The sequence below is a fragment of the Psychrosphaera sp. HA2-10 genome, assembly GCF_055693745.1.
On the sequence record NZ_CM146341.1, the window covers coordinates 1,545,374 to 1,565,301 of the forward strand.

At 39.3% G+C, this 19,928-nt stretch carries 17 protein-coding genes; 15 read left to right on the plus strand and 2 right to left on the minus strand.

Translation table 11 applies throughout. The annotated features are described in order from the left end of the window. The first annotated feature begins 45 nt into the window (after positions 1-45). Genes ACZ1GV_RS07005 through ACZ1GV_RS07035 form a run of 7 tightly spaced genes read left to right on the plus strand, consistent with a single transcriptional unit; the run spans position 46 to position 6,646 of the window. The gene (locus tag ACZ1GV_RS07005) at positions 46-708 is read left to right on the plus strand and encodes a hypothetical protein (RefSeq protein WP_210559346.1); all 663 of its coding nucleotides are present in this window, start codon (positions 46-48) and stop codon (positions 706-708) included. 11 nt (positions 709-719) lie between these two features. Continuing rightward, positions 720-2,204 carry a beta-barrel assembly-enhancing protease gene (gene bepA / locus ACZ1GV_RS07010; protein ID WP_472673561.1) on the plus strand — a complete coding sequence of 495 codons (1,485 nt, stop codon included), beginning with the start codon at positions 720-722 and terminating at the stop codon, positions 2,202-2,204. Then, positions 2,205-2,552: an arsenate reductase (glutaredoxin) gene (gene arsC / locus ACZ1GV_RS07015; protein ID WP_472673562.1), complete on the plus strand. Its 348-nt coding sequence runs from the start codon at positions 2,205-2,207 to the stop codon at positions 2,550-2,552. Beyond that, on the plus strand, positions 2,552-3,121 hold the full coding sequence (locus tag ACZ1GV_RS07020; RefSeq protein ID WP_472673563.1) for an NAD(P)H-dependent oxidoreductase: 570 nt from the start codon (positions 2,552-2,554) through the stop codon (positions 3,119-3,121). Before arsC ends, ACZ1GV_RS07020 begins: the two co-directional genes overlap by 1 nt. A gap of 6 nt (positions 3,122-3,127) precedes the next feature. Beyond that, complete coding sequence (locus tag ACZ1GV_RS07025; RefSeq protein ID WP_472673564.1) at positions 3,128-3,610, plus strand: DUF2069 domain-containing protein; 483 nt, start codon at positions 3,128-3,130, stop codon at positions 3,608-3,610. Between the two features lie 55 nt (positions 3,611-3,665). After that, a complete protein-coding gene (locus ACZ1GV_RS07030) occupies positions 3,666-5,075 on the plus strand; it encodes a DASH family cryptochrome (RefSeq protein ID WP_472673565.1) in 1,410 nt (469 codons plus the stop codon). 8 nt (positions 5,076-5,083) lie between these two features. Beyond that, positions 5,084-6,646, plus strand: a complete 1,563-nt coding sequence (locus ACZ1GV_RS07035; protein WP_472673566.1) for a cryptochrome/photolyase family protein — start codon at positions 5,084-5,086, stop codon at positions 6,644-6,646. 41 nt (positions 6,647-6,687) lie between these two features. Here ACZ1GV_RS07035 and ACZ1GV_RS07040 read toward each other — a convergent pair whose 3' ends face one another. Next, on the minus strand, positions 6,688-7,089 hold the full coding sequence (locus tag ACZ1GV_RS07040) for a hypothetical protein (RefSeq protein WP_472673567.1): 402 nt from the start codon (positions 7,087-7,089) through the stop codon (positions 6,688-6,690). A gap of 354 nt (positions 7,090-7,443) precedes the next feature. On the opposite strand from ACZ1GV_RS07040, the gene ACZ1GV_RS07045 reads away from it, so the two are divergent. Next, the gene (locus ACZ1GV_RS07045; protein ID WP_472673568.1) at positions 7,444-10,305 is read left to right on the plus strand and encodes a TonB-dependent receptor domain-containing protein; all 2,862 of its coding nucleotides are present in this window, start codon (positions 7,444-7,446) and stop codon (positions 10,303-10,305) included. Between the two features lie 144 nt (positions 10,306-10,449). Here the strand turns inward: ACZ1GV_RS07045 and ACZ1GV_RS07050 are convergent, their stop codons facing one another. After that, positions 10,450-12,672 carry an NADP-dependent isocitrate dehydrogenase gene (locus tag ACZ1GV_RS07050; RefSeq protein WP_472673569.1) on the minus strand — a complete coding sequence of 741 codons (2,223 nt, stop codon included), beginning with the start codon at positions 12,670-12,672 and terminating at the stop codon, positions 10,450-10,452. A 138-nt stretch (positions 12,673-12,810) separates the two neighbouring features. On the opposite strand from ACZ1GV_RS07050, the gene ACZ1GV_RS07055 reads away from it, so the two are divergent. From ACZ1GV_RS07055 to ACZ1GV_RS07085, 7 genes are all read left to right on the plus strand, one after another. Then, a complete protein-coding gene (locus ACZ1GV_RS07055) occupies positions 12,811-13,506 on the plus strand; it encodes a pseudouridine synthase (protein ID WP_472673570.1) in 696 nt (231 codons plus the stop codon). A gap of 87 nt (positions 13,507-13,593) precedes the next feature. Continuing rightward, entirely contained in the window at positions 13,594-14,721 is a 1,128-nt protein-coding gene (mnmA, locus tag ACZ1GV_RS07060; RefSeq protein ID WP_472673571.1) for a tRNA 2-thiouridine(34) synthase MnmA, read from the plus strand. Continuing rightward, positions 14,702-15,358 carry a high frequency lysogenization protein HflD gene (hflD, locus tag ACZ1GV_RS07065; RefSeq protein WP_472673572.1) on the plus strand — a complete coding sequence of 219 codons (657 nt, stop codon included), beginning with the start codon at positions 14,702-14,704 and terminating at the stop codon, positions 15,356-15,358. Before mnmA ends, hflD begins: the two co-directional genes overlap by 20 nt. A 9-nt stretch (positions 15,359-15,367) precedes the next feature. Further along, a complete protein-coding gene (gene purB / locus ACZ1GV_RS07070; protein ID WP_472673573.1) occupies positions 15,368-16,738 on the plus strand; it encodes an adenylosuccinate lyase in 1,371 nt (456 codons plus the stop codon). A 91-nt stretch (positions 16,739-16,829) separates the two neighbouring features. Beyond that, a complete protein-coding gene (locus ACZ1GV_RS07075) occupies positions 16,830-17,978 on the plus strand; it encodes a cupin domain-containing protein (RefSeq protein ID WP_472673574.1) in 1,149 nt (382 codons plus the stop codon). Positions 17,979-17,980: 2 nt separating this feature from the next. After that, positions 17,981-18,436, plus strand: a complete 456-nt coding sequence (locus tag ACZ1GV_RS07080) for a GNAT family N-acetyltransferase (protein WP_472673575.1) — start codon at positions 17,981-17,983, stop codon at positions 18,434-18,436. 177 nt (positions 18,437-18,613) lie between these two features. Next, complete coding sequence (locus ACZ1GV_RS07085; protein WP_472673576.1) at positions 18,614-19,657, plus strand: Leu/Phe/Val dehydrogenase; 1,044 nt, start codon at positions 18,614-18,616, stop codon at positions 19,655-19,657. Positions 19,658-19,928 lie beyond the last annotated feature (271 nt).

The window sequence follows — 19,928 nt, forward strand, 5'->3', positions numbered from 1 at the left end:
CCTTTACATTTTTTAATGCAGTAAACGCAAAAATAAAAGAGAATTATGGGCTTATATCCAGAAAAATACGGCTTACCTGACGAAGCAGAAATTAAAGATATTAATGCTTTTAAGAAGAAAATTAACTGGGGTGAAATACCGGCTTTTTTTCAATTAGTGGGTAAATCTATTGCCGATGCAGAAGGCTTCATCCATTACGGTTTTGATAATGCGTTTAAGAAAATAGTCGATCGTAAAAACTGGAATTATGACACCTTAGGTATTCCTGAATCTGCCGATAAATCAATGGCGGAGCATGCAATTGAACCTGAACGCCGCCCTCGTATATGCCTTTATCATGTTTTTAATCGCACCGGTTATGAACTTTTAGCCTTTCCGTACGTCAATAACTTATTGATTGATGAGTATCGTGAAAATGATCCTAAATTAGATTTTAGACGTTGGGATCCTTCGCAAATGAAAGTTTTAGTGCGAATACCAGAACTGCATAAATTTATCGCCTTTACATTGGTTAATGGCGATGATGCAGATATGGCGTTAATCATTCATGCACACAATGTAGTAAATCGAATGATTTCAATGCTAGAAGATGAAGTAGACGTTCATGAAATTAGAGGACTCAGTATTGATCAAGGTTTTAAAAAGCAAAGTCTAAGTCCAACTGAATCACCTGAGGACATAATCATCTCTAGTCAAATAAAAGGATAACTGTATTACCTATGCCATCTCTTTTTTCTCGATTTAAACAGTTAACATTAACGCTTAGTCTGGCCGCCTCATTTTCACTAATCGCAGCATCTGCTCATTCGATGGCTTCCGATAATGAATTACCAGACTTAGGCGCTTCAGCGCTGGGCACCTTATCCATTGAAAAAGAAAGACGTCTTGGCAACATTATATACGACCAATTAAGAGGGCAAACGGCTATTCTTCAAGACCCGTTAATTATTGAGTACTTGAACGACTTAGGTAATAGATTGGTCGCTAAATCAGAAGACGTAAACTTTCCATTTACCTTTTTTGGCGTTAACAACAGCCAAATCAACGCGTTTGCTTTTTATGGTGGTTTTATCGGTATTCATACGGGTTTAATTGCAAAAGCAGACAATGAAAGTCAATTAGCATCCGTCTTGGCCCATGAGATAGCGCACGTAACTCAACGTCATTTAGCACGAGGAAAAGAAGCAGCTAATAATCGTGCTCCTTTGACTCTCGCAGGTATTGTGGGCTCTATTCTTCTAGCCGCTATTAATCCCCAATTAGTTATGGCATCTATGATGGCCACAACAGCAGGCACTCAACAGGCGATGATCAACTACACTCGAAGTAACGAGCAAGAAGCTGACAACATTGGCATGAATATTCTAGCTAATGCGGGTTATGATCCGTATGCATCGGCCGAGTTTTTTGCCAAGCTTCAAGAGCAAATTCGTTACAAAGCAGACATACCCGCCTTTTTGATCACTCACCCACTTCCGGAGTCTCGAGTAACAGATGCCCGCCTTAGGGCAATGCAATTTGAAAAAAAGTTTTATGCTGACTCATTAGAATTTATGTTAGTCAAGGCACGCATAAATGCTCGCTACGTAAGGTCTGAATACGACAAAATCAAAGATCTAACAAACTTAATCTCCAAGTCAAGTGGCAATATGAAATTTGCGCTGCAGTATGAATTGCTATTACGTTTGGTTGACGATGAACAAATTGATAAAGCATTTGAGTTGTGGGAAAGCTTAGTAAAAGTTGCACCAAACAATTTGTACTTATTAGACACATACTCAGATTTGGCTATTGCAGCCAAAAAACCAGAACTAGCATTAGAGGCTTTATCCAAAGCCTATAAAATCAAACCAAACAACTATGTTGTCACGTTGAATTATGCAAACGTAGCGTTAGAGGCAAAAATGCCTGACAGAGCAATAGAGCTACTCGAATACTATTTACTAAATAGACCACGTGATTTACTTGCTACACAAATGCTAGTCGATGCATACAAAGACTCGAAAAATATGGCAAAATACAACATTACTAAAGGTGAACTATTTGCCTTAATGGCCAGGTATAACGAAGCGATAACATTTTTAGACCGAGCATTGGCTATGTTAGGTAAAAACGATAACGCTGAGATTAACCGCATCCAGGCGTTAAAATATCAATATCGAGAGCGTCAGCAGTACATTAAAGATATCAAAGGAACCATTTAAATGAGCGTAACTATTTTTCACAATCCACGCTGTTCAAAGAGCCGTCAAACATTAGAGTTGTTAAAAACAAACGGCGTTGAGCCAATCGTTGTTGAATATTTGAAACAACCACCGACAAGCGAAGAGTTAACCATAATTGTTAACAAGTTAGGTGTGAACGTGAGAGATATCATTCGACATAAAGAGGCCGAGTATAAAGAAGTTGGCGCCGATAACAAAAACTTAACTGATGCCGAGCTTATTACATTACTTGTTGCCACACCAAAGCTAATTGAACGTCCAATAGTGGTAAATGGAGAGGCTGCAGTTGTTGGAAGGCCTCCTGAAAACGTCTTGGATATAATCTAATGCCTTCAAGTTATATCTTGGTGCTTTATTACTCAAAGCATGGATCTGTTCTTAATTTAGCTAAAACAATCGCTAAAGGGATTGAACTTGAAGGTGTAGAAGCAAGAATCCGAACAGTATCTAAAAGCGACGATGGTGAGAGTCTTTACCCACTAGTTCAAGCTAACGATCTTAAAGGTGCGCTTGGCTTAGCAATGGGTAGCCCATGTCATTTTGGTATGATGGCCAGCCCATTAAAAGCGTTTTGGGAAACAACTTCTTCTGAATGGTTATCTGGTGCCTTAATTGATAAGCCAGCCGCTGTTTTCACATCTAGTTCGAGCTTGCATGGAGGTAATGAATCAACCTTGCTTAGCATGAGTTTACCGCTTTTACATCACGGCATGATGCTATTAGGTATCCCCTACTCTGAGCCACATTTGCACAAAACCCAGTCGGGCGGAACGCCATATGGAGCAAGCCATGTATCTGGTTTAAACCTATCAGATACGTTATCCGAAAGTGAAAAAAACATCGCAATTGCGCTAGGTAAACGCCTGGCTATTACTGCTAAAAAAATGAGTAAATAACAACGCATGCATAAACATCAAGCAACAACCACAGATTTCAAAACCGCACCTATGGCCCAATTTGTAAAAAAACTTCAAATTATCGGTAGTGTTGGTTTTTTTGGCCTCATTATCTATTACCCTATTTTATTTTTTATTTTAGACACCAACGCAAATTCGTTAGCTTATATTACCTTGTGTTTATTTTGGTTACCGCTTTTACCGGCTATTAAAGGTATTTTGCAAGGAAACCCTTATACATTTGCATGGAGTAACTTTGTTATCATGTGGTGCTATTTGCATGGGCTTACTGCTATTTGGACCTTTGAAGGAAATAAACTTTACATTGTAATTGAACTGGTACTTTTAACAGCGGCATTTATTGGCAATACTTATTTTGCCCGTTTTAGAGGCCGAGAAATGGGATTGGCTTTACCAAAAATAAAAGAACTTAAGGAACAAGAAAAAGCTCAATTTGAGGCTCAGTCTAAGCGTCAAGAAAAGGACTAAACTAAAACGAGTCGGTATTCGTATTGAGGTCATAACTCTATTTAGTAAGTATATTATGGCCTCCAATTTTTTATATATTTTTGATAACGATTTACGTTCTAATTATCTGCCAATACTTGATGATTTTATAGTGAAGGTAAATCAAGACCCTTCCGCAACACTCTCGTGTGTATATCTATTTGATCCTAGTCAACTCAAAGTACAGCTTTTTAACTCTGCTTATATAGGTAATCATCGTTTGCTGTTCTTATCTCAGTGTTTACAAGACTTGGGCTTAATTTTAGCTAATCGAGGTATTTCCTTTCAAATAGTATTGGGAAATAAAGCATCAAATCTAAATAAAGTATTGGTCGATAGGAAAATAACCGATGTCGGTTTTTCAAGCCAAGTCGGAACCGATGAAATAAATCTGTATACATTTTTACAACAATCCGGTGTTAACTTACACCAACGCTTTCAACACACACTGTTTGCACAACATGAACTGCCTTTTGATTTAAAAGAACTCCCCCATAGTTTCTCGAAATTTAGAAAGCTTGTAGAGGCGTTGCCGCTTGATAGTTTCTTTTCACAATACCAAAGACTTACGAAACTAACCGATGCTTTAATAACATCTGAGACTAGTACTAAACAGCTGTATATTCAGTTCGAACAATCTTTTAACCTCTTTTGTCGACATCCGAACGTTGAGGCTGCGCTTAACAAAGCCACTTCAAACCGCCGTAACTTTAATTCTGGGTTTGAAGGTGGTGAAACAAACGCTGTTGCGCATCTGCACCAATACTTTTCTTTAAACTGTGCGAGTTCGTACAAGGAAACAAGAAACTTTTTAGACAACTGGACCGCGTCGACTAAGTTCAGTGCTGCACTCGCTTCTGGGTCACTAAGCCCGAAGTACATTTGGCATGAAATAGTTAAATACGAACAGTTGAATGGCGCTAATGAGTCAACCTATTGGATAAAGTTTGAATTGTTATGGCGTGAATATTTTCAGTGGTATGGCGCCAGATATAGAGAAAAACTCTTTAAGTTCTCAGGCATCAACAATAAAAAGCCACTCAACTCATTCTACGCTGAGCGATATAAAAAATGGTGTGATGCCAACACGCCATCGGCATTTATTAACGCAATTATGAACCAGTTAAAAGCGACCGGTTATATTTCAAATCGCTCAAGACAAATCACCGCTAGTTATTTTGTTAATGAACTAAACTTAGACTGGCGTTACGGTGCGGCCTATTTTCAAGAAATGCTTATTGACTATGATGTGGCGTCTAATTGGGGCAACTGGCAGTACCTTGCAGGGGTTGGTTGCGACCCTCGTGGTAAAAGACAGTTTAATATACAAAAACAACAACAATGTTACGATCCTAAAGGCCGATTTATAAAGCGTTGGGCAGATAAAGACAACAATACATCATTAGACAGTGTTGATGCTGCCGACTGGCCTATACTTTCTGATTAAGGAGTGTCATGAATTCTAGTTATTCAACGTTGCGCCTTATATTGGGTGATCAACTTAATGCGAATCACAGTTGGTACAAAGAAAAAGATAATTCTGTTTTGTATGTTGTGGCTGAGTTGCATCAAGAGCAAGAGTACGTTAAACATCACGTTCAAAAAATACAGGCATTTTTTGCGGCGATGGAAAATTTTTCGACCGCGTTAACAAAAGCTGGCCATGATGTGATTCATCTCACACTAGATGATACTGAAGGGCAAACATTGGATGACGTCATTATTGATTTAGTAATACGTTTTGATGTAAAACAATTTCAATACCAACAGCCTGACGAATATCGTCTTGCTGAGCAGCTTTCCGAAATAAGCCATGACAACCTCAACAACATTGAAGTCTTTTCAACTGAGCATTTTTTCTTAGAGCAAAGTGAACTTAAAAATTATTTTAAGTTTAATACCGCTCATCGAATGGAAGCTTTTTACCGAAAGCTACGTAAGCGATTTAATATATTAATGGATGGTGATGAGCCAGTTGGCGGTGAGTGGAACTACGACAGCGCAAATCGAAATAAAATGAAACAAGCGGATATAGAGGAAGTACCTCGACCGTTACAATTCACTAATGATGTTTCAACAATTAATACCAGACTAAAAAATCACAATATTTCAACAATTGGCACCGGTGGAAACACTTTGTTGTGGCCAATTAATAGAAGCCAAGCAAAAGAGCTATTGGCGTTTTTTTTAGATAATTGCTTACCACTTTTTGGTTATTACCAAGATGCTATGGTTTACGAAAATAATGATACCTCTAGTTCACTATGGAGCCTTTATCACTCAAGGGTATCTTTTGCATTAAACGCGAAGATGTTATCACCAGGCTATGTCATTAAGCAGGCGATAGCGAAGTATCAAAACAGTGATAAAGTGTCTGTGGAGCAAATTGAGGGGTTTGTTCGACAAATACTTGGCTGGCGTGAATTTGTTCGCGGTATTTATTGGATAAACATGCCTAGTTACAAGTCATTAAACGACTTAGAAGCAACCAATGACCTACCCGACTATTTTTGGGATGGGAATACAAAAATGGCTTGCATGAGCCAAGCAATAAAACAAAGTCTTACTACAGCCTACGCACATCATATACAAAGGCTAATGGTAACAGGGAATTTTGCACTGATATCTGGGTTACATCCCGATCAAGTCGATGATTGGTATTTAGGTATTTATATAGATGCTATAGAGTGGGTAGAACTGCCGAATACTCGTGGTATGAGCCAATTTGCTGACGGCGGCTTACTAGCATCTAAAGCTTATGCGGCCAGTGGCAATTATATAAATAACATGAGCGACTACTGTAAAAACTGCCACTACAATGTAAAGCTGAAAACGGAAGACAATGCCTGCCCTTTTAACGCCCTGTATTGGAATTTTATGGTGAAACACCAAGAGAAATTTAAAAGTAATCCTCGCCAGTCCATGGTGTATCGCAACTGGGAGAAAAAAACAGATGCTGATAAAGACGCTCTTTTGCAAAGAGCCGATTGGATACTAAGAAATATTAATAACATATAAAAAAAGAGCCTCAAGGCTCTTTTTTTATATCGCAAATTTGGTTACTTGATGTTAGCTAATAGCGCTTCGTCTAGCCCTTCATTTACAAGGCCAATAACTGCATTGCAATGTTCTAATGTGAACTCGCCGTCTGCTATTTGCTGATCGAGTTTATTGCGGCGATCCGAAACGGTGTTTTTGATCGCCATTTTGTCTTCTTTGTCGATATCTAGCTTAGCAACTTTAGCATCGAGCTTTTCAAAATAAGGATATAAGGTACCTTCCGCTTTATAAGCTTCAGCTCGTGTACTTGGATGAAAATCCTCACAAGCATTTAAATTCATTAAGTAAAAGTTAAGATACGTAGAAACTGTGATCAGTTTATAACTCTGACTTTGGTTTTCATTGTTAGCATTTGCACCAAACGACAGTGCGACCAATGCGCCTATTAATAATTTTTTCATGTTTTACTCTAGTTCTTTTTTATTATTGTTCGACTTTAATAACAAATGGTTATTAATTCAATCTAAGAACGAATTTAAATTTTATATTTTGCTTAAAAAAGGCAACGAACGTCGATGAGTTAAGAATGTGAATGAACGATATATTAATTAAACAGCCTTTATAACCAAAAACACACAGTATATTCCCAAAAAGAATAACAAAAAGTCATATTTTGATTGCTAGACATCTGTACATAAAGTAGGTTTTTATACGTTACCACATGAAACATCATTAAATATGGATATAAGTAACGCCATAAAACAGGATGTTAACCAAAACTTAGCTCCGTTAGAGAGATAAACCTAGGGAATAACATGAATAAAAAAACATTACTCAGCCAGGCTGTAAGCTTAGCATTGGTATCAGGGCTTGCATTTACGGCTTCCAATGTATTTGCCCTTGAAAATGAAGATAATAAAGTAGAAGAAGTTGAGAAAATTGCTGTAACCGGTTCTCGAATCGCTAAGACCGAATTATCAACTCCAACTCCAGTTCTTGTTTTAGGCCAACAAGAGATTGCTCGTTTTGGTACGCCAGATTTGGGTAGCGTATTAGCAGAGTTACCAGCAATCGGTGCAACAAATACATTGTCAGGTAACGCGGGAAGCAACGCAGATGCTGGCCAAAGTTCAGCTGATTTACGCCGTCTAGGTGCAAACCGTTCACTAGTATTAGTAAATGGTAAGCGTCACGTTGCAGGCTCTCCTGGCTCTGCACAGGTTGATTTATCAACAATCCCAGCCGTACTAATTGAACGAATTGAAATTATCACAGGTGGTGCGTCAGCAATATATGGTTCTGACGCTGTAACAGGTGTAATTAACGTAGTATTAAAAGAAGACTTTGAAGGTCTTGAATTAAATGCAACTGCAAGTGGTTCAACTGAAGGTGTGGGTGCAAAAAACCATACGTTTAGTATCGTATCAGGTGCTTCTAGCGACAAAGGTAACGTAACATTTTTCGCTGGTGTTGAGCGCATTGAAGAGACTATGTCTGCAGATATTCGTCAACTAGATAACTGGGGAACTTACAACAACACATTGAATACTGGCGAAGATGACGGCATTCCTGACGTACTTCGCTCTCCAAACATTGGTTCTGAAATGATCAATGATACTGGTGTTATGAACCCATTTGGTGGCGATCGTTTTACCTTTGATCGCAGTGGTAATGTTATTGAACAATGTACCCGTTCTGAAACCAACAGTTTTGCCTTTGGTAAACTACCTGCAGGTTGTACAACAGGTTTCTTTACTGAAGAATACGAAAATATCTATCCAAGCGTAGAGCGTTTCTACGTTGGTAGTACAATGAATTATGAAGTTTCTGATCAAGTAAACTTTTTTGCTGACTTTAAATACAATTCAGCCGAAATTGCTCAGCAATTCCAACCAAGCTTCCGCTTCGGTAACATATCAATCGACGTAGAAAAGAATGCCTTTTTAAGTGATTACGCTCGTAACCGTTTAGGTGGCAGCGGTGTTGTTCCTATGGCTAAATTCTTTGACGAACTAGGTAACCGTTCTGCAGCTAACGAACGTGACATGTTCCGAGTCGTTGGTGGATTTGATGGTTACTTTACACTAGGCGATACCAATTTTGATTGGGAATTGTTTTATGTTTACGGTGAATCAAACAATACACGAGTAACAGAGAATGACTTAATTCCTGGTAACTTTGCTGCTGCCGTTAACTCTATGATTGATCCTGACACAGGTGAAGCCGTTTGTGTTGATCCATCAGCTGCAACGGTAGATGCAGGAAACTGTGTTGCATATAACCCGTTTGGCTTTGCACAAGCATCACAGGAAGCTCGTGATTGGGTATCGGCTGACGTAACTCGTAAAGATCAGATAACACAAGAAGTGTTTGGTGGTTCAATCGCTTCTGATACCGAAGAGTTTTTCTCGTTACAAGGCGGCCCTATTGGGTTTGCTGCTGGTTTTGAATATCGTGAAGAGTCTTACAGTACTATTACTGATGAATTAACAAAATCAGGTGCTTTATTAGGTGCTGCAACACCGGACGAGTTTGGTGAATACGATGTAACTGAAGGGTTTGTTGAAGTTAGCTTACCTATTTTAGCTGATGTTGCTTTTGCTAAAGAGTTAACTCTTGATGCAGCATACCGTACAGCGGATTACTCTCACGCTGGTTCAGCGGATGCTTGGAAAGTTGGTTTAATGTATGCTCCAATTGAACAACTGCGCTTACGTGCGACGTTCGGTGAAGCGGTTCGTGCACCAAACTTATCAGAAGCATTCAGCCCTCAATCACCAGGTTTCGGCCGCGTATCGGATCCTTGTGATGCTGATAACATAAACGACGATCCAGATCGCGCAGGCAACTGTGCCGCTTTAGGTATTCCTGTCGGTTTCCAAGCAAATGACAACGTAAGTATCGATACAATTTCTGGTGGTAACCCAGACTTGTTCTCAGAGACTTCAACGTCAACAACGTATGGTTTAGTTTGGGTTCCTGAATTTGTTGAAAACCTAACAGTAACTGTTGATTATTATGATATTGAAATCAAAGATGCGATTATTTCAGTTACGGCTCAAAACATTGCTGATAACTGTGTAGACGCGACTGGCGGTCCTGATGAGTTGTACTGTAGTGCAATTGACAGAGACCCAACAACTAAAGATATCGACTTAGTTCGTTCTGGCCTACTTAACGCTGCAGCACTTAACGTTTCTGGTATTGAGTCAGAAATTAACTACCGTATGTCTTTAGAAAGTATGGATTTACCAGGTGACGTATCATTCAAGTTATTCGTTTCTAAATTGATAGAGCTAGAACAATTTGAATTCCAAGATCGTCCTGATGAAATCAACGTAGAGACAGGTGAAGTGGGTGACCCTGAGTTACAAGTTCGTTTATCTACAACATACGTGTTGGATGATTTAACGGTTAACTGGACTATGCGTACTATTGATCGCGTTGTAACTTACGACGTATCACCAAATGGTGGTTCTCCTGAAGATGCAGACCCGTATTGGGTGCCTAGCATAGTTACTCACGATGTTTCTGGTAACTACGCATTTAGCGATGACATCTCAGTAAACTTCGGTATGCGTAACGTGTTTGATAAGTTACCGCCTGCGTATACTGTTAACGCACAATACGACATTGTTGGCCGTCGTATATTTACTGGTGTAAACGTAAAATTCTAATCTAATTAGTTTTACATATAAAAAAACCGGCTTTATGCCGGTTTTTTTATTTTTAGTAAAACAATCTTTAAGCGTTTAGTGACCTATCTCTAGATAATAAAAAAGGCCACCTAGGTGACCTTCAATATTAACAGCAATGTAACTTTAGCCTAAAAGCGCTAAACCTGCGTTCAGTGTATTGCTTGGGCGCATAGCCGCAAAGCCTTTTTCATCAGATGGCTTGTAGTAGCCACCAATGTTCATTGCAACACCTTGTACTTCATTTAGCTCAGATACGATTGTATCTTCGTTAGCAGTCAAGTGCTCTGCTACCGCTTTGAATGTTGCTTGTAGGTCAGCGTCATCCGTTTGTGCCGCTAATTCTTGAGCCCAATAAAGTGCTAAGAAGAAGTGAGAACCACGGTTGTCTAATTCATTCACTTTACGTGAAGGCGACTTGTTGTTATCTAAGAACTTAGCCGTTGCTTTATCAAGTGTTACCGATAATACACGTGCTTTTTCGTTGCCGACTGTATTTGCTAAATGCTCATACGATGCCGCTAATGCTAAGAACTCACCTAGTGAATCCCAGCGTAAATGGTTTTCTTTTTCAAACTGCTGAACGTGCTTAGGCGCCGAACCACCTGCACCCGTTTCAAATAAACCACCACCGTTCATTAGAGGAACAATTGACAACATTTTTGCTGACGTTCCTAATTCTAAAATTGGGAACAAATCAGTTAAGTAATCGCGCAGTACGTTACCTGTTACAGAAATCGTATCTTCGCCTTTCTTGATTCTATCAAGTGTGAAACGAGTCGCGTCTTCAGGCGCTAAAATACGAAGGTCTAAACCATCTGTATCGTGATCGTTAAGGTATGTATTTACCTTTTTGATAAGCTCTGCGTCGTGCGCACGTTTTTCGTTTAACCAGAATACCGCAGGCATGCCAGATAAACGTGAACGGTTAACTGCAAGTTTCACCCAATCTTGAATTGGTGCATCTTTAACTTGACACATACGGTAGATATCGCCAGTTTCAACATGATGTTCAAACACTAGATTACCGTCTTGGTCTGTAACTTTAACAGTGCCGTTCGCTGGGATTTCAAACGTTTTATCGTGTGAACCATACTCTTCTGCTTTTTGAGCCATTAGACCAACGTTAGGTACTGTACCCATAGTTGACGGATCAAAAGCCCCGTTTTCAATACAGAAAGAAATTGTTTCTTGGTAAACCCCTGCGTAACAACGATCAGGAATAACAGCTTTCATATCTTGCAGTTTACCTTCTGCGTTCCACATTTGACCCGAAGTACGAATCGCTGCTGGCATAGATGCATCGATGATAACGTCTGATGGAACGTGTAAGTTTGTAATTCCGCGATCTGAATCAACCATGGCCAAATCTGGTGCAGTTTCGTACACCGCCATGATATCGGCTTTGATTTCAGCTTGTTTATCTGCGTCTAATTTTTCTATTTTCGCATAAACATCGCCTAAACCGTTTTTAACATCAACGCCTAGCTCTTCAAATGTCGCTGCATGTTTTGTAAATACGTCTTTATAAAACACTTTAACGATGTGACCAAATATAATCGGGTCAGAAACTTTCATCATAGTTGCTTTAAGGTGAGCTGAGAATAGTACGCCCTGCTCTTTTGCGTCGGCAATTTCGTTAGCCAAAAAGCTATTTAATGCCTTAACGCTCATAAATGTTGCATCAACAACTTCGCCCGCTAGTACAGGAACTGAGTCTTTTAAAACCTTAGTAGAACCGTCTGCGCCAACAAACTCAATTTTTAAAGAACCATCTTTAGCAATCGTTGTTGATTTTTCACTCGCAAAAAAGTCACCCTCGCTCATGTGAGCAACGTGAGACTTAGACGTTTTCTCCCACTTGCCCATAGAGTGTGGGTTTTTCTTAGCATATTGCTTTACTGCACCTGGTGCGCGTCGGTCAGAGTTACCTTCACGTAAAACTGGGTTTACTGCAGATCCCAATACTTTCGAATAAGCCGCTTTAATCGCTTGTTCTTCATCTGTCTTAGCTTCTTCAGGAAACTCAGGTAATTTAATACCTTGTGCTTGAAGCTCTTTAATCGCTGCTTTTAATTGTGGGATTGACGCAGATACATTTGGAAGCTTAATGATATTTGCTTCTGGAGTCTTTGCTAACTGGCCTAAGTAAGCTAGGTCGTCGTTTACACGTTGGTCTTCCGGAAGGAAGTCCGCTAAGTTAGCAATAATACGTGCCGCTAATGATATATCGCGTGTTTCCACTTCGATACCAGCTGTTTTGCTGAATGCTTCAACGATTGGTAAGAATGAATAGGTCGCCAATGCTGGCGCTTCATCTGTCTTGGTATAGATGATTTTAGATGTCATTTAGATTCCCTACATTTGCAGTGAGTTTTTCGTTCGACTAAGTATAGCGGACGATTATCTGAATATAAGCCTGAATTTTGGTTGAGCATACTATAAAATACCGCTACTTTTTGAAAGACCTTTATCTATAATAGCCCTATGAAAACTGTAAAAAATAATGCTCACCCCGGAAATAAGGGCACAAATGCTAAAAATCAACGTTTTAGCAAAAAAAAATATAGCGCCAAAAGCCCCACGCCGTCTGCTTCTTTCCGTGCAAAAAGTAACTCAGAAAAAAAGAAATTGGGGCCTCCTAAGGTAGTACTTTTTAACAAACCTTTTCAGGTACTTACACAATTTACAGATCAGGAAGGTCGAAAGACACTGAAGGATTATATTGATATTGAAGGCGTGTATGCCGCAGGTCGTCTTGATAGAGATAGTGAGGGTTTATTAGTTTTAACTAATGACGGTGCGCTTCAAAACAAGATTGCTAGTCCAGACCACAAAACAACAAAATGTTATTGGGTTCAAGTGGAAGGAGCGCCTACGGAGGCGTCATTACAACAACTTCGAGACGGTGTAGAACTTAAAGACGGTATGACAAAACCTGCGAAAGTTAACATAATCGATGAACCAGACTTAGTCTGGGAACGTGTACCGCCGATTCGTGAACGAGCGGCCATCCCCACAACCTGGCTTGAAATAACTATTTCCGAAGGCAAAAATCGACAAGTTCGCCGAATGACTGCACATATCGGCTTTCCTACTCTTCGACTAATTAGATATCGAGTCGGCAACTGGACAATAGATGGTATTAAGGTTGGAGAATATAAACTCATCGAAAAACCTTAAAAAGCCGTACTTGGAACTTACTTATTAACTGCGCTTTATGTTAGAATCCGCGCAAATTTTAACGGTCTGGAATATTTGTCTGCAACTATGTCTGATATTACTTCTGAAACGCTAAGCGAAAACGCTACTAAAAAAGTCATCGTTGGTATGTCCGGCGGTGTTGACTCATCTGTATCTGCTTACCTTTTACAACAGCAAGGTTATCAAGTAGAGGGTCTTTTCATGAAAAATTGGGAAGAAGACGACGATGACGAATATTGCGCTGCGGCAGAAGACTTAAAAGATGCACAGGCTGTTTGTGATAAGTTAGGTATTGAATTACATACCGTTAACTTCGCGTCAGAATACTGGGATAATGTTTTTGAGCACTTCCTTGAGGAATACAAAGCGGGCCGTACTCCAAACCCAGATATTATGTGCAACAAAGAAATTAAATTTAAAGCTTTTCTGCAGTTTTCAGCGGAAATCTTAGGTGCGGACTATATTGCGACCGGCCATTACGTTCGACGCACCGCAGATGATAGCAATACAAAAATGCTGCGAGGTCTAGATCAAAACAAAGACCAAAGTTACTTCCTATACGCTATCGGCGAAAAACAAATTGCACAGACCTTATTTCCAGTTGGTGAGCTAGAGAAACCGGAAGTACGTCGCATAGCCGAAGAGCAAGGTCTAGTTACTGCAGATAAGAAAGACTCCACTGGTATTTGTTTTATCGGTGAACGTAAATTTAAAGACTTTCTGCAAAAGTTTCTTCCTGCGCAACCAGGTGATATTGAAACTCCTGAGGGTGAAGTCATTGGCCAACACGAAGGCTTGATGTATCACACGCTTGGGCAACGCAAAGGCCTATTGATTGGTGGTTTAAAGGAATTTAAAGATCAACCATGGTTCGTTGTAGACAAAGATGTTAAACGAAATGTTTTAATTGTAGGTCAAGGTAAAAATCACCCTTTACTATTTTCCGATGGGTTAGTTGCAAACCAACTAAACTGGGTTGATGGCAAAGGTCCCCAATCACCAATGCGTTTAACAGTTAAAACTCGTTATCGCCAAGACGATATCCCATGTGCGGTTACGCCAGATCTAGTAAACGGTTCTATCAAAGTGTTATTTGACACGCCGCAACGCGCTGTCACACCAGGACAATCTGCCGTTTTTTATGATGGTGACGTATGTCTAGGTGGCGGCATCATTGAGCAGTATTTGCGTTAATATGACAGAGCAACAACGAAATCAAACCATAGCTATGGCGGCCATCTGCGAAGCAGCGTTGCTCATTCAGCAAGTTTCTAAAGGGCAAGCTATTGATACAGTGGCAATGCGTACTTTGTTGAGTGGAGTTATGGCTACCTCGCCCGACTCAGTTACCGACGTTTATCAAGATATTGCCGCGTTAAAGCAAGGTAGTTATTTGTTAGTTCATCAACTTAGTGGGCAGGCTACCAGTAAAGATGTGGAAGTAACTCGTTATTTAGCCGGCATGATGTCACTTTCAAAAAAGCTACTAAATAACGCTCATGCTTTGTCTGGCTTAACAACCTCATTAAAAGAAATTGAGCGTCGACTTGAACACTTCGATATTTGTGACGCTTCTGTCGTTGGCAATTTTGCGGATATTTATAGCAAAAACATCAGCCCTATTGGTCAAAAAATCAAAGTAATCGGTACGCCACAAAACCTAAAACAACCTTTAATACAAAATCAAGTTAGAGCACTATTGTTAGCCGGTGTTAGAGCGGCTGTGCTATGGCGCCAAATGGGCGGAAAACGCCGGCAATTTATTTTTAGTAGATACAAGATTTTACAAAGCGCGATTTCATTTAATAAAGAATTATCACTAATCAGTTAAGAGGTCATCATGCAACTCTCTGCACTTACAGCAATTTCACCAGTAGATGGACGTTACGGTAGCAAAGCGTCAGAACTGCGTTCTATATTTAGCGAATTTGGTCTTATCAAATATCGTGTAGTCGTAGAAGTACGTTGGTTACAAAAATTAGCAACGATGGACGGCATTGCAGAAGTTCCAGCCTTCTCTGATAGTGCTAACGCGCTGTTAAACAAAATAGTTGATGAGTTCTCTGAACAAGACGCACAACGCATAAAAGACATCGAGCGCACCACTAACCACGACGTAAAAGCGGTAGAATATTTTTTAAAAGAAAAAGTTGCCGATAACGCAGAGCTTACTGCCGTAAATGAGTTTATTCACTTTGCATGTACTTCTGAGGATATTAACAACCTTTCACATGGTCTGATGTTATCTGCTGCTAGAAAAGAAGTGGTTTTACCTTATTGTGACAAAATCTTATCTGAGCTTAAAAAACTAGCGAACGAATACAAATCTATTCCTATGATGTGTCGTACTCACGGCCAACCAGCTACACCTTCGACAATGGGTAAAGAAATGGCAAACGTATATGTTCGTTTGCAACGTCAACGTGACCAGATAGCAAATGTAGAAATACTTGGCAAATTTAATGGCGCTGTAGGCAATTACAACGCCCACTTATCGGCCTACCCTGAGCAAAATTGGCATGAACATTCAGAAGCCTTCGTAACGTCTCTAGGCTTAAGTTGGAATGCATTTACGACTCAAATTGAACCTCACGATTACATCGCAGAACTGTTTGACGCTATGGCGCGTTTTAATACTATTTTGTTGGACTTTGACCGTGACGTTTGGGGCTACATCGCAATGGGTCACTTTAAACAAAAAACGGTGGCAGGCGAAATCGGCTCTTCAACAATGCCTCATAAAGTGAATCCTATTGACTTTGAAAATTCGGAAGGCAACTTAGGTATTGCAAATGCAATCTTTACTCACCTTGCAGCAAAACTGCCTGTGTCCCGTTGGCAACGTGATTTAACCGACTCAACTGTACTTCGTACATTGGGGGTTGGTGTTGCTCATTCGATCATTGCATACCAAGCGACATTAAAAGGTATTAGTAAACTTGAAGTTAATGAGCAAAGTTTGTTAGACGAGCTAGATAACAATTGGGAATTATTAGCTGAGCCAATTCAAACTGTTATGCGTCGCTACGGTATCGAAAAGCCTTATGAAAAACTAAAAGATTTAACTCGTGGTAAAAAGGTAAACAAAGACGTTATGGCTGAGTTTATTGATAACCTAGAGTTACCAGAGACGGTAAAAGCTGAGTTAAAATTAATGACTCCAGCAAATTACATCGGTGACGCAGAAAAGTTTATCGCTCTTTTAGACTAAGCTATCAAAGTATTAACACATTTACGTTGGATTATTATTTAAGCCAGTCTTTTGACTGGCTTTATTTTTAGGAAATTAAGGCTCACATACCATGAACATAAATTGGACCAATATCTCTCAAGAAGAGTTTTTAAAAAATTATTGGCAGCAAAAGCCTGTTGTTTTGAAACAAGCTATAGAAAACTTTGAAGATCCAATTGACGCTAATGATTTAGCTGGCTTGGCCATGGAAGAAGTTGTCGAGTCTCGAATTGTAGAAAATGCTAATAACAAATGGAATGTGAAACATGGACCATTTGCTGATTATGACCATTTAGGAGAAAACGGCTGGTCTTTGCTTGTGCAAGGTGTTGACCGCTGGATACCCGACGTTTATTCACTTCGACAGCTTGTTGGTTTTATTCCAGAATGGAGCGTTGATGATGTTATGGTGTCGTATAGTGCGCTAAATGGTGGTGTTGGTGCGCATTTAGATCAGTATGATGTTTTTATCATTCAAGGCAGCGGTTCTCGTCGTTGGCAGGTTGGTAGTGTCGACAAGTCTTTAATGCAAAAAGAAATAGTACAAGACCTTTTACAAGTTGAAACACTTAGTCCAATCATTGACGAACTGTTAGCCCCTGGAGATATATTGTACATTCCTCCTTTCGCACCCCATTGTGGTGAAACACTATCTCCAAGCCTTAGCTATTCAATAGGTTTTAGATCACCAAATCAAACTGAGCTACTGACATCATTTGCCGACTTTATTTACGAAAACGAATTAGGTAAAGCGCGTTTTGTTAACAATGCTTTTAAAGAGGAAGCTTCGCTTAATTCTGCGTTGCCAATGGATACTGTTAACAAGCTAAAAGACTTTATGTTAGAGGCTCTTGATAACAATAATTTTGACCGCTTTTTGCACCAGTTTTTGACTGAGCCTACTCGAGAGTTAGATATCATTCCGAGTGAGCAAGAGTGGAGTGAAACACAGTTAATTCAATTGATTCAGTCTGGCAATATAACAATCCAAAAGGTATTAGCACTAAAAACTTCGTACTTTTTAGATGATGACGCTTTGCACTTCTATTGCAACGGTACTTATTTCAAGCTTATTGATTCTCAACTAGATTTTGTAAAAACAGTACATTGTGAGTCTGCTCTTGACAAATTTAATCTAAAAAGTTCCCTCAACCAATTAGAAAATATTTCACTTTTGACTACACTTATTAATACAGGTTACTTATACATAGACGAGTAAAAATGAACTACAAAACTGATAAAGTTTCGTGGAGGAAGTCAAAAAAGGAAATTCGCGCCATTCGTGAACAAGTATTTGTTTACGAATATCAATTCCCATTAGAGTCAGAGTTTGATCATCATGATATTCAATGTCAGCATGTGTTAATCCGTGATGATGAAGGCAGAGCGGTCGCAACTGGCCGCTTATGCGATGATGGCAAAATTAGCCGTGTTGCAGTGTTAATGAAGCATCGTATACCTAAAGTGCGACGACAAGTTTTTAAAGAGTTACTAAATTTAGCAAGAGCTAAAGGCTTCCAAAAAGTCTATTTTGATTCATTGTTAGACGAGGTTGATAAATATAAAGAGCAAGGTTTCGTGCCGGCCGGTAAAGTTTATATGGATGGAGGCATCGCAAAACAACCCCTTATGTGCTCCGTTGACCTATTCAAAATAGCGCAAAACGTTTTACATTAATTTTGGAATACTCGGCCAACTTGGATTGGCTTTTTCAATCACGTTATAAATGGACCAGTTTTGTTTACAATAAAATGAGGTCTAACCAGTTAGCCCCACACTTCCACTTATATGTGTTCCGCGTATTCTCTGATAGAGTCGCTCAAAATTTTATAGACCATATAAATGGAGTTGACGTTGACTGTTTTTTCTCAAGCTGAATTTGATAATCATGAACAAGTTGTATTTGCCCACGATGAAGCTACAGGCTTAAGAGCAATTATTGCCGTTCACAATACTAATTGTGGACCTGCGGTTGGTGGTTGTCGATTTTGGAATTATGCAAGCGACGAAGAAGCACTTGTAGATGTGCTTAGGTTGTCAAAAGGCATGACATATAAAAATGCATTAGCTGGCCTAAATTTTGGTGGTGGTAAAGCGGTAATTATAGGTGACCCTAAAGAACTTAAATCGGAAGCACTGTTTCGTGCATTTGGTAAAAAACTAAATAACTTAAATGGCACTTACTATTCTGCTGAAGACGTAAATATTACCACTGCAGATATAATGCATGCCTATAAGGAAACGGATTATGTGGTCGGTTTAGAAGGTAAAAGTGGTAATCCTGCTCCGTTCACTGCTTATGGTACCTATTTAGGTATTAAAGCTGCTGTAAAACACAAACTAAACACTGATAGTTTGGAAGGTCTTACATTTTCTATTCAAGGCCTAGGTTCAGTTGGTATGTATTTGTGTGAACGCCTCTACAACGAAAACGCAAAATTAATTGTTAGTGATATTAATCAAGCCTCAATAGATAAAGCGGTAACAGACTTTGGCGCAGTGGCCGTTGGTTTAAATGATATTTATTCCGTTGATGCCGACGTTTATGTTCCTTGTGCCTTAGGCGCAACTATCAATGACCAAACAATTCCTCAATTAAAAGTGAAGATTGTTGCTGGTTGCGCAAACAACCAATTAGCAGAGCCTAGACACGGCTTTGACTTGAAGGAACGAGGTATATTGTATGCTCCAGATTACGCAATTAACGCTGGTGGAATAATCAATATCTTTTTTGAACAAGATCCCGAAGGCTATTCATCGGATAAAGCCAATAAAAAAGTCGAAGAGATTTACGACACGTTATTAGAAATTTTTGAACGTTCTGAGAAAGAAGATAAACCAACTCATGAAATCGCTGATGTTCTAGCTCAAGAAATTATAAAAAAAGGCGGAAAATAACGTAATCATTTAGCGAAGTTTAAAGTGAGTAGCCTTGCTCACTTTAAACTCCTACCAATCGCAGCAACACACCTACCTTCTAAAAGTTCAAAAATCAAATTTTTAACCCTTCATTTCTTGCAATCAATCGCATTTTTTTTAAAAAAAAGCGTGTTTTGTTGGTTTTTTATCCACTTAATAGCGGGTTCAACTAGCAATATTCTTTTTTTCGTTGTAGGTTTAATTGGTCTTTACACTCAAAAATAATAATTAAAGACTTAAAAGAATAACC

Bases quoted from the DNA above. Each gene is read 5' to 3' on its own strand.
- ACZ1GV_RS07005 (WP_210559346.1), top strand. From the start codon at position 46: ATGGGCTTATATCCAGAAAAATACGGCTTACCTGACGAAGCAGAAATT.
- bepA (WP_472673561.1), top strand. From the start codon at position 720: ATGCCATCTCTTTTTTCTCGATTTAAACAGTTAACATTAACGCTTAGT.
- arsC (WP_472673562.1), top strand. From the start codon at position 2,205: ATGAGCGTAACTATTTTTCACAATCCACGCTGTTCAAAGAGCCGTCAA.
- ACZ1GV_RS07020 (WP_472673563.1), top strand. From the start codon at position 2,552: ATGCCTTCAAGTTATATCTTGGTGCTTTATTACTCAAAGCATGGATCT.
- ACZ1GV_RS07025 (WP_472673564.1), top strand. From the start codon at position 3,128: ATGCATAAACATCAAGCAACAACCACAGATTTCAAAACCGCACCTATG.
- ACZ1GV_RS07030 (WP_472673565.1), top strand. From the start codon at position 3,666: ATGGCCTCCAATTTTTTATATATTTTTGATAACGATTTACGTTCTAAT.
- ACZ1GV_RS07035 (WP_472673566.1), top strand. From the start codon at position 5,084: ATGAATTCTAGTTATTCAACGTTGCGCCTTATATTGGGTGATCAACTT.
- ACZ1GV_RS07040 (WP_472673567.1), bottom strand. From the start codon at position 7,089: ATGAAAAAATTATTAATAGGCGCATTGGTCGCACTGTCGTTTGGTGCA.
- ACZ1GV_RS07045 (WP_472673568.1), top strand. From the start codon at position 7,444: ATGAATAAAAAAACATTACTCAGCCAGGCTGTAAGCTTAGCATTGGTA.
- ACZ1GV_RS07050 (WP_472673569.1), bottom strand. From the start codon at position 12,672: ATGACATCTAAAATCATCTATACCAAGACAGATGAAGCGCCAGCATTG.
- ACZ1GV_RS07055 (WP_472673570.1), top strand. From the start codon at position 12,811: ATGAAAACTGTAAAAAATAATGCTCACCCCGGAAATAAGGGCACAAAT.
- mnmA (WP_472673571.1), top strand. From the start codon at position 13,594: ATGTCTGATATTACTTCTGAAACGCTAAGCGAAAACGCTACTAAAAAA.
- purB (WP_472673573.1), top strand. From the start codon at position 15,368: ATGCAACTCTCTGCACTTACAGCAATTTCACCAGTAGATGGACGTTAC.
- ACZ1GV_RS07075 (WP_472673574.1), top strand. From the start codon at position 16,830: ATGAACATAAATTGGACCAATATCTCTCAAGAAGAGTTTTTAAAAAAT.
- ACZ1GV_RS07080 (WP_472673575.1), top strand. From the start codon at position 17,981: ATGAACTACAAAACTGATAAAGTTTCGTGGAGGAAGTCAAAAAAGGAA.